This is a genomic window from Caryophanon latum (assembly GCF_001700325.1).
GTDB lineage: Bacteria > Bacillota > Bacilli > Bacillales_A > Planococcaceae > Caryophanon > Caryophanon latum.
In genome coordinates, this window is sequence record NZ_MATO01000006.1 from 125,061 (window position 1) to 142,044 (window position 16,984).

Consider the following 16,984-nt stretch of genomic DNA (forward strand, 5'->3'; position numbering starts at 1 on the left):
AAATGAACAAGTGTAAGCGTTTTTGTGCAGTAGAGTGTGCACAACTTACAGAAAAATGATGAAAAAAAAAGGCTATGCGAGCAGTCAAAATCGACTTTTCGCATAGCCTTGTATTTTACACTTCCATAATGATCGGTAAAATCATTGGACGACGTTTCGTTTTCTCAAATAAATAAGGTCCTAGTACGTCGGTAATGTCGTTTTTCAGCTCAGTCCATTGCACGTCTTTTGATTGAACCGTCGCTTGTAGGTGATGGTTTAACATTTTTTGTGCTTCATTAATCATCGTACCTGATTCGCGCATATATACGAAGCCACGTGAAATGATGTCTGGGCCTGAGACGATTTTTTGTTTTTTCATATCAACGCTTACGACAACGATTACTAAACCTTCTTCTGAAAGGATACGGCGGTCGCGTAATACGATATTGCCGATGTCTCCAATACCGCTACCGTCGATATACACATCGCCTGAAGGAATGCGACCTGCTACATGTGCTTCTTTCGCACTTAATGCAAGGACGTCACCATTTTCCATTACGAATGTGTTTTCCTCTGGTACGTCACAATCAACTGCAAGTGTCGTATGCATTTTTAACATGCGGTACTCACCGTGAATTGGCATGAAAAATTTAGGTTTCATTAAACGAAGCATAAGCTTTTGCTCTTCTTGTGAGCCGTGACCAGATGTGTGAATGTTGTTTAATTTACCGTGAATAACGTCAGCGCCTGCACGGTAAAGTAAGTTAATAATTTTGTTTACGCTACCTGTGTTACCAGGGATTGGTGAAGATGAGAAAATGACTGTATCGCCAGGCTGAATTTGAATTTGTCGGTGCGTACCGTTTGCGATACGTGATAAAGCCGCCATCGGTTCACCTTGAGAGCCAGTACATAAAATCATCACTTCATTTGCTGGTAAACGATTTAAGCTTTGTGCATCGATGAATGTCTCTTTCGGTGCAGTAATGTAGCCTAATTCACGTCCAATTGTAATCGCGTTATCCATTGAACGACCGAATACGGCAATTTTACGACCGTGCTCTACAGCTGCATCTGTTACTTGCTTTAAACGATCAATGTTTGAAGCGAATGATGCGAAAATAATACGACCTTCCACTGTGCGGAAAATATCGTGAATGCTTTCGCCAACTTTGCGCTCTGACATTGTAAAGTTTGGTACTTCTGCGTTTGTACTATCCGATAGTAAACAAAGTACACCGTCGCGCCCGATTTCAGCCATTTTTGTTAAGTTCGCAGGCTGACCAACAGGTGTGAAGTCAAATTTAAAGTCACCTGTATGTACGATATTACCAGGTGGTGTTTTCACAACGACTCCGAATGCATCTGGAATACTATGTGTCGTACGGAAAAAGCTTACAGATGTTTTACGGAATTTAATGATGTCTTCTTCTTGAATTTCAATTAACTTCGTCGTGCGTAATAAATTATGTTCATCCAATTTGTTACGCAATAAACCTAACGCTAATTTACCACCATATACCGGTACATTAATTTGACGTAATAAATAAGGAATACCACCGATATGGTCCTCGTGTCCGTGTGTAATGAATAACCCTTTAATTTTGTCTACATTGCGCTGTAAGTACGTATAGTCTGGAATTACGTAATCAATTCCTAAAAGATCGTCCTCTGGGAATTTAATACCCGCATCGATTAAAACGATTTCGTCTTGGAATTGAATGCCGTACGTATTTTTACCGATTTCGCCTAGTCCGCCAAGTGCGAAAACAGCAGCCTGATCATTTTTTACAAATTTCATCAGGACTAAATGTTCTCCAATTTGAAGTTCGGGCTTGCTTGCTCATACGTTAAGTAGTTGCCTTCAAGCAGTTGAATGAACTCGATGTTATATTTGCGGTCTTTTAGTTTGTTACGAACATCGCGCTCGTTTGTTGCCTCTAAATATAGGCTTTTTGTGTTTTCGCGAACTGGTACTTCTTGCGCATCTTCTTGGTAATAAACTTTGTAAATCATGTTTTACGCTCCTTTAAAACGTTCAGTATTATTGCATTATGGCACAACCTCGCCTAAAAATTAATGCATTTCCTTTATATTATCACGCGGCTACCTTAAAATAAAGAAAGGAGTTGCTTTTTTCGTAAGCAACTCCATCAAAGGAAAAATAATACACATCAATTTTCGCAGGCTATGCGATTGTTTTTTTATTAAGGATGCCATTAAGTCGTCTCAAAATCTTACGTTTTAATCGTTTTAACATGGCGAATCACTCCTTACTTAATAATAGTATAATCTAAAAAAACAAATAAGTAAAGAACGAAATAATTGACAAATCTTTTGAAATGGAGTAAGGAGCTTAAGCATGACAAACAAATTATTATTTTTCGACGTAGACGGTACGTTGTATAACAGCCAAAAGCAATTATCGTACGCAACAAAAGAAGCGATTCAGCTCGCAAAGGAAAATGGACATATCGTAGCGATTGCGACAGGTCGCGGTCCGTTTATGATCGAGGAGCTGCGCCGAGAGCTAGCAATCGACACATTCGTCACATATAACGGACAATACGTCGTGCATGAGGGCGACATTATTTTCACTGACGAGCTAACGAAGGAGCAGCAGCACGACATTATCGCGTTTGCTGCTAGTCGCAATGAGCCAGTCGTCTTCATGACTGCAGCGGAAATGATTGCGTCTGTGCCAAATCATGGCGGCATCGGAGCGTCACTTAGTACGTTGAAATATCCGTATCCGCGCGTCGAAGCGGACTACTTTAAAAACAATCCAGTATATCAGCTGTTGCTGTACACACCAGTCGAGCAAGAGCGTATATATACGGAGCGTTTCGATTACGTGCAGCTCGTTCGCTGGCACGAGACATCATGCGACGTACTGCCAAAAGCTGGATCGAAGGCGCGCGGTATTCAAAAGCTTGCGGAGCGTTTAGGCTTTAGTATGGACGATGTCATCGCGTTTGGTGACGGCTTAAATGATGTCGAAATGCTACAAGCAGCACGTATAGGCGTCTGCTTAGGTAACGGGCATGAAAAAGCGAAGGAAGCGGCTGATTACGTCGTCGCGCATGTTGATGACGAAGGGCTGTCGCAGGCGATGCGCATGCTGGAATTAATTTAAACGACAAAAGGTGTACTCGGATTTTTTTCGAGTACACCTTTTGTATGTTTGAACGTTAAGCGACGGTGGAACATGAACAACAGCGGCTTTTTTTATGCGCGCTCAAATGGTGTGCTGTTATCGATTGGTCCGAACGGGTCTTTTTCGTTAATGCGGTCATAAAACATGACACCGTTTAAATGATCCAGCTCGTGCTGGAACGCGATTGCCGGCAAACCAGTTAATCGAATTTTATGCTCGTTGCCATCCACATCTTTAAACTTCACAGTAATACGGGCGTAGCGAGGTACATAACCAGGCACGTTGCGGTCTACCGATAAGCAGCCTTCACCAGACGTAATGTACGTTTGCTCGACAGAATGGCTGACGATTTTCGGGTTGATTGCAACGAAGCTCACCTGCACATCTTTTTCGTCCGTTAAATGTAGGGCGAACATGCGCTTTGCAACATTTACTTGATTCGCTGCTAAACCGATGCCTCCACGTAAATTGTATTTTTCAGCCATGATTGGATCTTGGCTATTGACTAAAAACTCCATCATATCGGCTGCAAGTTGGCGTTCCTCAGCTGTTAATGGGAATGTCATTTCAACTGCCTTTGTGCGCAGTGTTTCGTGACCTTCACGAATAATGTCATCCATCGTAATCATTTTGCATACTTCCTTTCATTTCTTGTGCATTTAGTATACAACACGAAGAAACGAATCGTGTGATAAATCATGTTACTTTTGTAGAAATAAATATTGTTATAATACAGATTAATATTTTTTGTAATACAGAATGATACAGTTTACGCCACTATGTTAAGTCGGTAAAAAATGTGTTTTTTGCTTATATTTCTTGATTGACCGATAAAGTTCTGTAGCGTATACTTCAAGTTAGATAACAGTTGTACTAATTTAAATTCAAAAAAATATAATACAGATAAATTAAAAGGAGCTGGAAACGATGGCGGAAAACAACAAATTTGACCCAAAAGCGTTAGTGGAAGAAATCGAAAGTAAATTTGAATTGTTCCAAATTTTAAACGAGGAAGGCGAAATCGTAAACGAGGCGGAAATGCCACAGCTTTCAGACGAGCAGCTAGTCGAGTTAATGACGCGCATGGTGTATACGCGCGTATTAGACCAACGCTCAATCTCATTAAACCGTCAAGGGCGCCTAGGCTTCTATGCACCTACAGCAGGGCAAGAGGCGTCGCAAATCGCGTCACACTTCGCACTTGAAAAGCAAGACTGGATTTTACCAGGCTACCGAGATGTACCACAAATCGTATGGCACGGTTTACCGCTGTCAAAGGCGTTTTTATTTTCGCGTGGTCACTTCATCGGCAACCAAGCGCCAGAGGGAGTAAACGTATTAGCACCACAAATTATTATCGGGGCGCAGTACATTCAAGCAGCAGGTGTTGCACTTGGACTAAAAAAGCGTAAAGCAAATGCAGTAGCGGTAACGTACACAGGGGATGGTGGCTCATCTCAAGGTGACTTCTATGAAGGAATTACATTTGCAGGTGCACAGCAAACACCAGCGATTTTCTTCATTCAAAATAACCAATTTGCGATTTCAACGCCACGTAAAGTGCAATCAGTCGCAAAAACATTAGCGCAAAAAGGGATTGCAGCTGGCATTCCGTCAGTATACGTAGACGGTATGGACCCGTTAGCGGTTTATAAAGTGACAAAAGATGCGCGCGACCGAGCTGTTGCAGGCGGCGGACCGACATTGATCGAGACGCTTTGTTACCGCTATGGACCACATACGATGGCAGGGGACGACCCGACGCGTTACCGTACGACAGATACTGATAACGAATGGGTAGTAAAAGACCCAATCGTGCGCTTCCGCAAATTCCTAGAGGCAAAAGGTTTATGGGATGCAGCGAAGGAAGAGGCAGTCATCGAGCGTGCGAAGGAAGAAATTAAAGAAGCGATTAAAGAAGCAGACAAAGCGCCAAAGCAAAAAGTTTCGGAGTTAATTCAAAACATGCACCGCGGCGACTTACCATACAACTTACAGGAGCAATTAAAAATTTACTTAGAGAAGGAGTCGAAATAAGCGATGGCACAAATGACGATGATTCAAGCAATTACAGATGCATTACGTTGCGAGTTACGAGACGATGAAAACGTGCTTGTATTCGGTGAAGACGTTGGCGTAAACGGCGGTGTATTCCGTGCGACAGAAGGTTTACAAAAAGAATTCGGTGAAGAGCGTGTATTTGATACGCCACTTGCAGAATCAGGTATTGGCGGCTTGGCGATCGGTTTATCGTTAACAGGCTTCCGTCCCGTACCAGAAATTCAGTTTTTCGGCTTCGTCTATGAAGTGATGGATTCCATTAGCGGTCAGCTTGCGCGTATGAGCTACCGTTCAGGCGGCGTGTACAACGCACCGGTAACGATTCGTTCTCCGTTCGGTGGCGGCGTACACACACCGGAAATGCACTCGGACTCATTAGAAGGGTTAATGGCGCAGCAACCAGGCTTAAAAGTTGTCGTACCATCAACACCATACGATGCAAAAGGGCTACTCATTTCATCAATTCGCGATAACGACCCAGTTATTTTCCTGGAGCATTTAAAGCTTTATCGCTCGTTCCGTGAAGAGGTGCCAGAGGAGTCATACACAATTCCTTTAGGTAAAGCGGACGTGAAGCGTGAAGGAACAGATTTAACGATCATCGCATACGGTTTAATGGTACATGAATCACTGAAGGCAGCAGAGGAGCTTGAAAAGGAAGGGCACTCTGTAGAAGTAATCGACTTACGTACAATTCAGCCGCTTGATATTGAAACGATTATTGCATCGGTTGAAAAAACGAACCGCGCAATCGTCGTACAAGAGGCGCAAAAGCAAGCGGGCATCGCAGCAAACGTCGTAGCAGAAATTACAGAACGTGCTATTTTGTCATTAGAAGCACCTGTACTGCGCGTAGCAGCTCCAGATACAATTTATCCATTCCCGCAAGCAGAGGGCGTATGGTTACCGACATATAAAGACGTATACGAAACAGCGAAAAAAGTTTTAACATTCTAATTGGACGAGGTGAAGAGCATTGGCATTTGAATTCAGACTACCGGACATTGGCGAGGGTATCCATGAGGGAGAAATCGTGAAATGGTTCGTGAAAGCAGGCGACACGGTAAAAGAGGACGACATTTTATGTGAAGTGCAAAACGACAAAGCAGTCGTTGAAATTCCTTCTCCAGTAGAGGGTACAGTAGAGGAAGTGCTTGTTAGTGAAGGGACAGTTGCCGTTGTTGGCGACGTACTCATTCGTTTAGACGCACCAGGCTATGAGGACTTGAAGTTAAAAGGCGACGAGCATGCGGAAGAAAAAGCAGCTGCGACGACAGAAGCACAAGTGCAAGCGACAGCAGAAGCGGGGCAGCCAATTGCAAAAGAGCAAGCAGAAGCACCTGCGCCGGTTGAAGTGGATGCAACGAAGCGCGTTATTGCGATGCCATCTGTGCGTAAATTTGCCCGCGAGCAAGGCATTAACATTCAAGATGTAGCCGGCTCAGGTAAAAATGGACGCATTATGAAAGAGGATATCGAAACGTTTGCAAGCGGCGGTCAAGTAGTGCAACATGCGGACGTACAACGAGCAGACGAAGCGGCAGTGGAAGAAACGACAGCGCCACAAGCAGCACCAGTTGTACTTGAAGGGGAGTTCCCAGAAACGCGTGAAAAAATGTCGGGCATTCGTCGTGCGATCGCAAAAGCGATGGTACATTCGAAGCAAACAGCACCACACGTTACGTTAATGGACGAAGTGGACGTAACGGAGCTCGTTGCACACCGTAAAAAGTTCAAAGATATGGCAGCAGAGCAAGGCGTGAAATTAACATATTTACCTTATGTTGTGAAGGCGTTAGTGGCAACGCTTCGCAAGTTCCCTGAATTTAATCGCTCATTAGATGACGCGACACAAGAAATTATTCAAAAACATTATTATAATGTGGGAATTGCAGCCGATACAGAAAAAGGCTTGCTCGTACCAGTAATTAAACACGCAGATCGCCAGTCGATTTTTGCATTATCAAATGACATTAACGAGCTAGCAACGAAGGCGCGTGACGGCAAGCTTGCACCACACGAAATGAAAGGCGCATCGATGTCGATTACGAATATCGGCTCGGCAGGTGGTCAATGGTTTACACCGGTAATTAACCACCCAGAAGTCGCAATTTTAGGCATCGGACGAATTTCTGAGAAACCTGTAATAAAAAATGGTGAAATTGTAGGTGCACATGTGTTAGCATTATCATTGAGCTTTGACCATCGAATGATCGATGGTGCCACGGCGCAAAATGCTTTAAATTATTTAAAGCGTTTGTTAAGTGAGCCAGAACTTTTATTAATGGAGGCATAATACATTATGGTAGTAGGAGATTTCCCAATCGAGTTAGATACTCTTGTAGTAGGATCAGGCCCTGGAGGATACGTTGCAGCAATTCGTGCAGCACAAACAGGTCAAAAAGTAACAGTTGTTGAACGTGGTGCGATCGGCGGCGTATGTTTAAACGTAGGTTGTATCCCATCAAAAGCATTAATTTCAGTAGGTCACCGTTATGAGCATGCAAAACATTCGGACGATATGGGTGTTATTGCAGACGTGAAGCTTGACTGGTCAAAAGCACAAGCATTCAAAGACGGCGTAGTTAAAAAATTAACTGGCGGCGTAAGCTCTTTATTAAAAGGTAACAAAATTGACGTAGTTGAAGGTGAAGCTTACTTCGTAGACGCGAACACTGTACGTGTAATTAACGGCGAAAGCGCACAAACTTATACATTCAAAAACGCGATCATCGCAACTGGTTCTCGTCCAATCGAGATTCCAACATTTAAATTCACTGAGCGCGTTGTTTCTTCTACAGGTGCTTTATCATTCCCTGAAGTACCAGAAAAATTAGTTGTAATCGGTGGTGGTTACATCGGTACAGAGCTAGGTTCTGCTTACGCTAACTTAGGTTCTCAAGTAACAATTATCGAAGGCGGCCAAGACATTTTAGCTGGTTTCGAAAAACAAATGACAGCTGTCGTTAAAAAAGGCTTAAAAGCTAAAGGTGTTGACGTAATCGTTGGCGCATCAGCTAAAGGCGTTGAAGAAACAGAAAACGGCGTAATCGTGAAATACGAAGCTGGCGGCGAAGAGAAATCAGTGGAAGCGAACTACGTATTAGTAACTGTAGGTCGTCGTCCAAACACTGACGAAATGGGCTTAGAGGAAGTTGGCATTAAGTTTGCAGAGCGCGGCTTATTAGAAGTTGACAACCAATGCCGTACATCAGTACCAAACATTTATGCAATCGGTGATATCGTTGCAGGCCCTCAACTTGCACATAAAGCATCATACGAAGGTAAAGTTGCTGCAGAAGCAATCGCTGGTGAACCATCAGTAGTTGACTACTTAGCAATTCCAGCAGTATGCTTCACAGATCCAGAAATGGCTACTGTAGGTTACAACGAAGAGCAAGCGAAAGCTGAAGGATTCGAAGTAACAGCTGCAAAATTCCCATTCGCTGCAAACGGTCGTGCATTAGCATTAAACCAAACAGAAGGATTTGTGAAATTAGTTGCGCGTAAAGAAGACGGCTTATTAATCGGTGCTCAAATCGTAGGTGCTGGTGCATCTGATATGATCGCTGAAATGGGCTTAGCTATCGAAGCTGGTATGACAGCAGAAGATATCGCGTTAACAATTCACGCTCACCCAACATTAGGTGAAATTACAATGGAAACTGCTGAAGTATTACTTGGCAACCCAATCCATATCATTTCTAAATAATTACCGAGGGGCTACGCAATAAGTTTCGGCTTATTGTGTAGCTTTTTTTGCGTTCTTCGTTCAAAGCTGAAATCGAGAAAATAGTTGTCAGCGGTGTAGTGGCATGGAGCGTGCGGCGAGACACGTTGGGAATAGCTCGTGCCGAAACACTCTGTAAGCTGCGACGACGTAGGAGTGGTGCGGAGGATTGGGGAAGGTGGTGAACATCACCTCCGTATGGCACTACCTTCAGAACAAACATCGTGTTCGCCCTCGAGCTTTAGGAATTGACGTGCCCTGGGTAACTGCAGAGGCAAAGCGAGCCGCAATACGCGAAATGCCAGTTGAATGGCGTATCAGCACGCTTGATGAAATAAAGTAATTTTCATGGATGAGCCGAATTTTACATAAATATTGTACAACGAGCATAGCTTCTATTGGAACATGTAATAATACTGTTTAAACTATTCTTTTTTATAATTCATTATAAGCAAATTTCTCGAAATTTTCGTGAGGTGATGGCATAGTTAGTTATAATGTCATATGTTTTCGTTGTTTATAATAGAACAAAATGAAAGCAAGTCGCATCGTGTGACTAGCGGCATTCATTTCAAAGAAGGAGAGCGTATAAGCAATGACGGATCGTTATAAAACATTTATGATACTTGCTGAATGTAAATCGTTCACTGAAACGGCAAAGCGCTTGTTTTGCTCACAGCCGACCGTATCGCAGCACATTCAACAGCTAGAGAGCGAATATAATTGCAAATTAATTAAGCGTCATAAGCGTGCTATTGAGCTGACAGATAAAGGTAATTTACTATTGCAATATGCTAAACGTATGCAATATTTACAAGATGAACTGCGCCATAAAATGGATTCACTCATCGCTACGCATCTTCAGGTGAGTTTATATTTAAGCCATTATGTCGCGAGCCATTATTTTGATGAGTTGTTTCAAAACTCGAAGCAACTGACGTCGTTATATCCGTGTGAAATGTATAGCTTATGTTACGAGGAGCTGAAAAAAAGCTTGCTCGATAAGCATGCGAAGTACACGATTATGCCTATATATGAAAGTGACCCGATTATGATAGAGCGCTTCCACATCGAGTCGTTGTTTGAAGAGGAGTTTTCACTCGTTATTGCCAAAAGTCATCCGCTTGCAACGCGCAAAGTGTTATATGCGAAAGATTTAGAAGCAGAGGCCGTGTTGCTGCCGCAAAGCGTACATTTAGCTGAGTTGATTAAGCACGCTTTGCACGTAAAGGACGTATCGGTATACTATATGAAGATGACGAACTTTGATTTAATTTTAAAAGGGGTGCAGCAAGGTTTAGGTGTCGCCTTTTTACCGACGAAAATGGTGAGCAGTGATGTAGCGGTGACGCAAAAGATCATTAAAGGGCTATCGATTAAGCGCCGTACTGCACTTGTACGCGACATGGAGCAGCCGCTAACAGACGGTGAAGAAGCGTATTACGAGCATATAAAAGCGCGCTTACAAAACGTTACAATTGCATAGTGAAGGAACAGCTGTGTTACACGTCGAAATAGATGCGTAGCACAGTTTTTTATTCGAATCGGCGTCGTAATCAATGAATGAAAATTTGTTTGACGTAGCTCCTTTTCGTTCGGAGTGGGTAAAGTTATGAAAAAGGGGGGAAGTGCATGGATTATATATTTGCGATTTTAATTGGAGTTGGTTTAAGCATTTCAGCAGGCTTTCGCGTATTTACGCCGATGCTGCTTGCAAGCATTGCTGCAAAGCTTGGGTGGCTACCATTGGCGACAGGATTTGAATGGCTCGGCAGCAATGTCGCATTCGTCGCGCTCGCACTCGCAACGATTTTAGAAGTCATTAGCTATTACGTGCCGATGTTTGACAACTTAATGCGTGGCTTAGCAACACCGCTTGCCGCTGTAGCAGGTACGTTAATGACTGTCGCTGTCATCGGCACAGAAAATGCAGAATTTCTGTCGTGGGGCTTAGCGTTCGTAACAGGTGGTGGCGCTGCGACAGTGACGAGCTTAACGAATACCGCTATTCGTGGCACAACGACCGTCACAACAGCGGGCATTGCAAATCCAGTCGTATCGATTATTGAAGACGTGTCAGCGGTAGTGCTGCCGATTGTGACAATCATTGCGCCAATCGTTGTCATCGTCTTAATCGGTGTAGTCGCTTGGCTGTTTGTGAAATTTTCAAAGCGCATTAAAGCAAGCATGTGAATGGTGTGATGTAATAGACTGTGTGAAACGTCGAATGTGGGTAGCACACAGTCTGTTTTAATGAAAAAAGATACATAAAGTACGAGAATTTGGTATATTGAGAGTACATATAGTGGGATAAGGTGGGGATTTTGTGAAATGGTTGAAAATTATTGTGCAGCTTGCCGTGCTATTTGTCTTTAATGAAATCGGCAAATGGCTTGTTGAGGCGCTCAACCTCGTGCTGCCAGGGAGTATTATGGGGCTCATTTTATTATGGCTTTGCTTGTTCTTTAACATCATTAAAGTAGAGTGGATTGAAGCAGGAGCCGGTTTTTTACTGATGTATTTAACGTTATTTTTCATTCCGACGACGATTGGGGTTATCGATTACCCAGAGCTGTTATCGGGAGCGGGTTTATATTTAATGCTAGCAGTTGTCATTAGTACGCTTTTTGCGATCGCAGTGGCAGGTGTGAGCACGAAATATTTAGAGAAAAAAGAGCGTGCGATGAAGGAGGTACGTGAATGATTGCTGTAATAAGCTTTATTGGAACGATTGTTATATTTTTGCTTATGATGAAGCTGCACCGGAAGTATCCGACGCCGCTACTGTTGCCCGTGTTAACGACGACAACAATTATTGCGATCGTATTAGTGCTGCTCAACATTCCGTACGACGCATACATAGAAGGTGGCGACTGGATTTCGAAGTTTTTAGGGCCAGCGATTGTCGGCTTAGCATATCCGCTTTATAATCAGCGTGCGCTCGTCTTTAAATATAAGTTGACGATTTTATGTGGTTTAGTTGTGGCGATGATTGCGGGCTTAATTAGCGTATTTTTACTATTAAAGCTCGGGAAGGCGACGGAAACATATATATTAACGGCGATTCCGAAATCGATTACGACGCCGGTTGCGATGGAAATTAGTAGCTCGCTCGGTGGTATTAGCGCATTGACGGTCGTGCTCGTAATGATTGCGGGTTTCACGGGTGCGTTTTTAGGACCGCTTATTTTTAAGCTATGTCGCATTGATACGGCGATTAGTCGAGGGCTCTCAATCGGTGCAGCCAGTCACGGCGTTGGCATTTCAAAGCTTGTTGATTACGGCGAGGAGGAAGTGTCAGTTGGTTCGTTATCGATGGGTCTTAGTGCGGTTATCGGGGCGTTTTTATGTCCTTTATTTGTATATATCGTTACTTTATAATTAAAAGATGCATTTTTTGTACAACAGAATACGATTTTGAGTAAAAAGACCTTTATTTTAAAATAAAGGTCTTTTTGTATGTTTGCGAGATAATAAGTATAAAATGAGTAATTATAATTACCTTTGTATATATTTCTTTTAGTTTAAAGCACTATATTTTGTTATTATTTTTAGTTTTAAAGGCTCTTTTTTAGTTTTATTATTTGATTTATATAGTCTGTTTTGTTAAAAATATGATTTTCTTGTGTGTTTCTTATTATATGCAAATGGATAAATGAAAATTAATTATAAAAGTTTATCAGTTTTTTGATGTGTAATCGAAATCACCTATTGGGGGTAGACATGATGAGGAATAAACGCAAAAATCGAAGCCTATTTATTACAACTTCCGTAGCAATGGCGATTACTGCTGTTGCTCCAACTAATATAGCAGCACAAGAAACGACGAGTAAATTTAGCGACGTTGCCAATACGTACACGCACGCTGAGGCGATCAATGCATTAGCTGAGCGTAACGTCGTATCTGGTTATTTAGACGGCACATTTAAGCCGCTGCGCAAATTATCGCGTTCGGACGTTGTGAAAATGCTAGGGAAGTTTTTAGTTGAACAAGGTCATGTGATTCCGACAAATTATGATACTGTTTCTCGTTTTAGTGATATTGCAGCTTCAGGCGATGAAGAATTGAAGCGTTATGCCGCAGTCGTATATGATGCAGGCGTATTTATCGGGAATGAAGGGAACTTAATGCCGTATTCCGACATGACGCGTGAAAATATTGCGCTCGTATTGTCTCGTCTCGTAAGCTATGTGGCGGGTGTGGATGCGGATGAGTTCGTGCGCTCTCGTAATACGACTTCTGACATTGCGGATATGAATCGTGCGAAGCCAGAAGCGCGTACAGCGATCAAAACGATTGAATATTTCGGTTTAACTGTTGTAAGCGATTACCGTCCGAAAGAATCAACAAACCGTGGTCAATTCGCGTCGTTCATTTATCGTTTGCTCATTAACGTGTTAGAAAATGAAGCGGTATTAGATGAATTAGAAGCGTATAAATGGAGCAAAGTGTTAGACGTTAATTCGATTAAAATTAACGAAGAAGGCAACATTTTAACAGCAGCGAATTCGAAGCCGAGCGTGACTGTAACGATCGCCAAAGATGATGGCACAAGCATCGGCTCTGGCACGGTTGATAATAACGGGAATGTAACGATTAATTTAGGTGAGCCAGTAGAAGAAGGGCAAAATTTACTCATTACAATTGATGATAACGGCGTAACGTACACGATTCCGTACGTTGTAAAAGATAAAATTTCAATTCCAGGCGTGCCAAGTGAGCCGACGAACCCACCAATTGAACCTCCAGGTGGTGGCGGTACTGTACCTCCTCCAAGTGGCGGTGGTGGCGGTGGATATGTTCCCCCTCCAAGTGGTGGCGGCGGTGGTGGTAGCACGATCGAATATGCTACACCAGCAGCTATTGCAGCGTTGAAGGAATTAATTAATAGCGTTCCGTTAGTGGCAGTTTCAATGGACGGCTCGAACATTCCAATGGATCAAAATTGGACGACGCTTGAAGCGAAACAAGCGTTACAAGATGCATTGTTAGCTGCCGAGCAAGTAGCGAATAAACGCAACCCGACAGCAGCAGAAATTAAAGCAGCTGAAGAAGCGGTAAAAGCGGCAATTGATGCGTACGAAGATGCACAACAAATGGGTGCTAAAGAAGCCGTTAACATGGTTGTGTATGCGGAAATGGCGCGCACTCGAGATGCGTACGAAGCGGCATTAGAGCGTGTAAATGAACTGCCAGCGAGCGATTTAAAAACGAGCTTACTTGAGCGTTTAGAAGCTGTAAAAGATGCGGTTCTTGCAGCTGAAGCAAACAAAAAAGCGCAAGACCTCGTACTACTAGCAGAATTGGAATTTACTGAAGAAGCATTACAAGAAGCGTTAAATGCAGTAGCAGCATTGTTAGACGAACGCATGAAAGAAATGCTAGAAAATCGTTTAGAGCTCATTCAAGCGATTCTCGATAAAGATAATGAGCGCATTGAGCAAGCGCGAGCGAAAGTGTCCGTCGATAAAGCAGCCGAAGCAACGTTCAACGCAGCAGGACAAATCGGCACACTTGAAGAAGCAGAGCAGCTATGGGATCGTGCAAATGCAGCTGTAGAAGCATTGCCAGAATCGACTTTAAAAAAAATGCTACAAAATAAACTAGCAGCGTTAACGCCAGTCAATACAGCAATCGGCTTAGTTGAAACAGCTGAAAATGCAAAAACACCAGCAGCGATTACAGCAGCAAAACAAGCTGTTAATGCGCTTCTTGCAAACGTGCCAGAGAAGAGCATTTTACAGCAACGTTTAGCAGCACTAGATCAGCTCGTAAACAATGAGGCGAAGTTACAAGAGGCGATTGAAGCGGTAGAAGCAGTGGAGCAAAACCCGACGCAACAAGGTTTAGACGATGCGCGTGAGCTTGTCAATGCACTGCGCCCGAGCGAAGATAAAACAGCGCTGAACAACCGTTTAGATTTAGTAGAAGCTATTTTAGCAGAAGATGAAGAAGGCATTCAAAACGGACAAGCAACGGTATCTGTTGACCGTGCCGTAAAAGCAACAGCTGAAGCAGCGAAAGGTAATATGACAGCAGCTGAAGCGAAAGTAGAAGTAGATAAAGCGCGTGCACTCGTTGACGCATTGCCAGCATCTGCAGTGAAAGCAGTGCTCGAAGACCGTCTCCTTGATTTGACGCGTGATTTAGCCGCAACAACATTAGTAGAAGCAGCTGAAGGCGTGAAAACGCAAGCGGCAGTCGATGCAGCGAAGCAAGCGTTAAGCACGTTGCCAAACAGTGCAAATAAAGCAGAACTAGAAGCACGTTTACAAGACGTTCAAAATGCGCTAAACGATGCGAAGCTACAAGCAGCTAAAGATGCAGTCGACGCGCTTGAGAAAAATCCGACAATCGAAGGCGTTGAATCGGCACGTGAGCTAGTAAACGCCTTGCCGAACAGTCGTGACAAAAACGATTTAAATGCGCGTATTGATGCGGTAGAAGCAGCACTTGAAGCAGCCGACAAGCTAGAGGAAGCGACGAACGCTGTAACGGATTTAGAACAAAATCCAACGCAGCCGAAGCTCGATGAAGTACAAGAGCTAGTGAACGAGCTACCAGATAGCGAGGAAAAAGAAGCGCTGCAAGACCGAATCGACGCAGTACAAGATGCGTTAGACGAGGCGGCAGTACAAGCGGCTGAGGACGCAGTGGCAAAAGCGGAAGAAACGCCGAGCCAAGAAGCGGTCGACAATGCACAAGAGCTCGTGAACGCATTACCAGACGGAGAGAAGAAAGACGAGTTACAAGACCGAATCGATGCGGTACAAGATGCGTTAGATGAAGCGGCACAAAAACTTCAAGAGGCAAAAGATGCGGTCGCGGCAGTAGAAGCAAATCCGACGCAAAAAGGTGTAGACGATGCGCGTGATTTAGTAGCGGCATTACCAGATAGCAAGGATAAAGACGCGTTAAATAATCGCCTTGATCTTGTACAAGCAATTCTTGATAGTGACGATGCTGCGATTAAAGAAGCTGAGGCGAAAGTAGCTGTTGATGAGGCAATTGCCGCAACGGACGATGCAGTAAACGGCGACGCAACGGCGGATGAAGCGCAAGAACAACTTGATGAAGCAGCGATACTCGTTGATGCATTACCAGATTCACCGACGAAAACAGAGCTTCAAGAAGAGCTAGCACAATTACAAGATGTAATCGATGCGGTGCAAGCAGTAGAAGATGCTGAAGCGTCGAAAACAGACGAAGCAAAAGATGCTGCACAGCAAGCGATTGATGCGCTACCAGATGGCGACGACAAAACGACGCTACAAAACCGTTTAGATGAACTTTCTGAACAACCAGATACGAATACAGAAGCATTAGCAGCTGCGATTGCAAAAGCAGAAAACGTACCATTTGCAAATGTTTCACAAGACGGAACGGATATCGATCCAAGTGAACAATGGACGACGCAAGCTGAAACAGATGCATTTACAGAAGCGATTGCGAATGCACGCGACGTGTTAAACAATCCAAACGCAACGCAAGAGCAAATTGACGCCGCGGTGAAACAAGTAGAAGATGCGATTGCTGCATATGAAGCAGCGAAAGAAGCAGGTACGAAAACAGATGGCGGTACACCAACGGATCCAGAAGCAGTTGATCGTAACGTACTAGAGCTTGCGATTGCAACAGCAGAAGCAGTTGTGAAAGTGCCAGTATCTGAAACAGGTGCAGAGTACGGTTCAACCGAGTATTGGACACCAGCAGCAGCACTTGCCACATTTGAGCAAGCGATTGCCGATGCGAAAACAGTATTTGCAAAAGCGGACGCAACACAAGCACAAATTAATGAAGCGGCAAGCACGTTAAATGCAGCGGTGGCGACGTATAACGGAGCGAAGAAACCAGGTACGCATACAGCGCCAGAAAACGTGAACACGGATGCGTTATTAGCGGCCGTACAAGATGCGGAAGATGTATTCGTAGCGGTATCACCAGACGGCACAGACATTGATCCAAGCGAACAATGGACAACACCGGAAGAAAAAGCGACGTTAGAAGACGCAATTGCGGATGCGCGTGATGTACTAGGTAACGCAGACGCAAC

The 16,984-nt window shown here is 43.7% G+C and carries 13 protein-coding genes; 10 read left to right on the plus strand and 3 right to left on the minus strand.

Annotated elements, in window-relative coordinates; genetic code table 11:
- Window positions 1-115 precede the first annotated feature (115 nt).
- Together rnjA and A6K76_RS02070 are read right to left on the minus strand one after the other, a co-directional pair.
- The gene (rnjA, locus tag A6K76_RS02065) at window positions 116-1,783 is read right to left on the minus strand and encodes a ribonuclease J1 (protein WP_066461590.1); all 1,668 of its coding nucleotides are present in this window, start codon (window positions 1,781-1,783) and stop codon (window positions 116-118) included.
- Between the two features lie 5 nt (window positions 1,784-1,788).
- Window positions 1,789-1,998, minus strand: a complete 210-nt coding sequence (locus A6K76_RS02070; protein WP_066461594.1) for a DNA-dependent RNA polymerase subunit epsilon — start codon at window positions 1,996-1,998, stop codon at window positions 1,789-1,791.
- Window positions 1,999-2,344: 346 nt separating this feature from the next.
- Between A6K76_RS02070 and A6K76_RS02075 the strand changes: the two genes are divergently transcribed.
- Window positions 2,345-3,118 (plus strand): Cof-type HAD-IIB family hydrolase, encoded by a 774-nt coding sequence (locus A6K76_RS02075; protein WP_066461595.1) that lies wholly within the window; start codon window positions 2,345-2,347, stop codon window positions 3,116-3,118.
- A 92-nt stretch (window positions 3,119-3,210) separates the two neighbouring features.
- On the opposite strand, the gene def is transcribed toward A6K76_RS02075, so the two are convergent.
- Window positions 3,211-3,768 carry a peptide deformylase gene (gene def, locus A6K76_RS02080; RefSeq protein WP_066461596.1) on the minus strand — a complete coding sequence of 186 codons (558 nt, stop codon included), beginning with the start codon at window positions 3,766-3,768 and terminating at the stop codon, window positions 3,211-3,213.
- A gap of 298 nt (window positions 3,769-4,066) precedes the next feature.
- Between def and pdhA the strand changes: the two genes are divergently transcribed.
- The 9 genes from pdhA to A6K76_RS02125 form a co-directional block, all read left to right on the plus strand.
- The gene (gene pdhA, locus A6K76_RS02085) at window positions 4,067-5,176 is read left to right on the plus strand and encodes a pyruvate dehydrogenase (acetyl-transferring) E1 component subunit alpha (protein ID WP_066461597.1); all 1,110 of its coding nucleotides are present in this window, start codon (window positions 4,067-4,069) and stop codon (window positions 5,174-5,176) included.
- 3 nt (window positions 5,177-5,179) lie between these two features.
- Window positions 5,180-6,157: an alpha-ketoacid dehydrogenase subunit beta gene (locus A6K76_RS02090; RefSeq protein ID WP_066461599.1), complete on the plus strand. Its 978-nt coding sequence runs from the start codon at window positions 5,180-5,182 to the stop codon at window positions 6,155-6,157.
- Between the two features lie 19 nt (window positions 6,158-6,176).
- On the plus strand, window positions 6,177-7,496 hold the full coding sequence (locus A6K76_RS02095; protein WP_066461601.1) for a dihydrolipoamide acetyltransferase family protein: 1,320 nt from the start codon (window positions 6,177-6,179) through the stop codon (window positions 7,494-7,496).
- Between the two features lie 6 nt (window positions 7,497-7,502).
- The gene (gene lpdA / locus A6K76_RS02100) at window positions 7,503-8,912 is read left to right on the plus strand and encodes a dihydrolipoyl dehydrogenase (RefSeq protein WP_066461603.1); all 1,410 of its coding nucleotides are present in this window, start codon (window positions 7,503-7,505) and stop codon (window positions 8,910-8,912) included.
- A gap of 613 nt (window positions 8,913-9,525) precedes the next feature.
- Window positions 9,526-10,416 carry a LysR family transcriptional regulator gene (locus A6K76_RS02105; RefSeq protein ID WP_066461605.1) on the plus strand — a complete coding sequence of 297 codons (891 nt, stop codon included), beginning with the start codon at window positions 9,526-9,528 and terminating at the stop codon, window positions 10,414-10,416.
- Between the two features lie 146 nt (window positions 10,417-10,562).
- Window positions 10,563-11,123, plus strand: a complete 561-nt coding sequence (locus A6K76_RS02110) for a DUF4126 domain-containing protein (RefSeq protein WP_066461608.1) — start codon at window positions 10,563-10,565, stop codon at window positions 11,121-11,123.
- Window positions 11,124-11,256: 133 nt separating this feature from the next.
- A complete protein-coding gene (locus A6K76_RS02115; protein ID WP_066461610.1) occupies window positions 11,257-11,634 on the plus strand; it encodes a CidA/LrgA family protein in 378 nt (125 codons plus the stop codon).
- Window positions 11,631-12,311: an LrgB family protein gene (locus A6K76_RS02120; RefSeq protein WP_066461612.1), complete on the plus strand. Its 681-nt coding sequence runs from the start codon at window positions 11,631-11,633 to the stop codon at window positions 12,309-12,311. The genes A6K76_RS02115 and A6K76_RS02120 overlap by 4 nt, the downstream gene beginning before the upstream one ends.
- A gap of 342 nt (window positions 12,312-12,653) precedes the next feature.
- Window positions 12,654-16,984: S-layer homology domain-containing protein (locus A6K76_RS02125; RefSeq protein WP_211271721.1), on the plus strand; the 4,331-nt coding region annotated here is incomplete at its 3' end.